This window comes from Gemmatimonadota bacterium, assembly GCA_039715185.1.
In the GTDB taxonomy this organism is placed as follows: Bacteria; Gemmatimonadota; Gemmatimonadetes; order Longimicrobiales; family RSA9; genus DATHRK01.
Map to the genome: position 1 here is coordinate 1 of JBDLIA010000221.1, position 1,365 is coordinate 1,365.

A 1,365-nucleotide genomic window follows, 5' to 3' on the forward strand; every position below is an offset into this window, starting at 1 on the left:
CGCGCCAGCCACGTCATCCTGTCCGCGGGCGGCGGCACTGGCCGCCGTGCCGCTCCCGGTCGTGCGCAGTTCCACGCGAAAGCCGCCCTCGTGCACCAGCCGGTGGTGGAACCGGCACAGCAGGACGAGGTTCTCCAGCTTCGTCTCCCCTCCGCGCGACCAATGCCGCACGTGGTGCGCGTCGCACCGCGTCGACTCGCACCCGGGAAACCGGCAGCGGCCGTCGTCCCTGGCCTCCAGCGCGCGCCGCATGCGGGCGGGCACGGTTCTGCGCGCGCGCCCCACGTCGAGCACGTCGCCGCCGCTCCCGTCCACGACGACCTCCGTCACGCGCGCATCGCAGGTGAGCCGTTCTGACGTTTCAGCTGAAACGCCGACGCCCTCCTCCGTACGCGCCACGCCGTTCGAGGCCACGTGCAGCACGGCCTGCACGGACGGCCCGTCGCCGCTCCTCAGGAGCTCGCCCAGCGCGTCGGCGCTGCGCTGCGCCGCCGACGCCTCCGGGTCGGCCCGGTACAGCTCGCGCCCGGCGACCTCCAGCGCCTTCATCAGCAGCGCGCCGACCTCCGGCTCGAGCAGGCCGCGCACGACGTACATGCCGTCCTCGTCCGGATATACCTCCAGGGAGCGCCGCTCGCGGCGCGATTCCTCGGCGCACGCCTCCAGGCGGTCCACCCGGCGCCAGCCGCGCACCAGGCGCTCGACCTGCGCCACTGTCGCGTGCTCGGCGAAGTGGATGAGTTCGGCCTCGTTCTCGGGTGTGGCGACGCGCGCGAGCGCCCGGACCTTCGAGTAGGAGAACTGGCCGCGCCGCATGCGCGCCCCGATCAGCGGCAGGTCGGCCAGCGCGCGAGCGACGCGCACCTTCTCGCGCGCCGGGCCTGCCGACAGGCCCGTCCGCCACGACAGCCAGTGCGCGCACGAGCGGAAGCCGCCGGCGCCCCACCCCTCCCGCTCGTCGAACTCGCGCAGCAGGGTCAGCAGCCGATACTCGGCGGCGTGCATGTGGGCCGAGAGGCGGGCGATCTCGTCGCCCAGGGCTTCGGTGTCGTCGGAGGCCGGGACGGGGTTCGTCCTGGCGGCGAGGGCGTAGGGCGTCATCAAACAGCCTTTTCGGGGTCAGGGCCAAAATCGGTCGTCACCCTTCCAATATACGGGGCATATTCGGGGCCTCTTTGGTGGGAGCTGACGGGCCGTCGCGCGCTTGTCGAGGCGCACCCGGTGCGACGGTCCGGGCGCGGGCCGGAGGGGGAGAATCAGGCGCGTCGCTGGGGGTCGCCGACGAGTGTGTCGGCCCCGGCCGGACCCGGGCCGCGAAAACCTGTCAAGGGTTTTCTTGGGCGCGGACGGACCGGCGCGCGCGCG

The 1,365-nt window shown here is 73.6% G+C and carries 1 protein-coding gene; it reads right to left on the minus strand.

Going from position 1 to position 1,365, the window contains the following annotated elements:
* A partial coding sequence (locus ABFS34_16845) for a DUF222 domain-containing protein (GenBank protein ID MEN8377094.1) occupies nucleotides 1–1,101 on the minus strand: 1,101 nt, incomplete at its 3' end.
* Nucleotides 1,102–1,365: the final 264 nt, after the last annotated feature.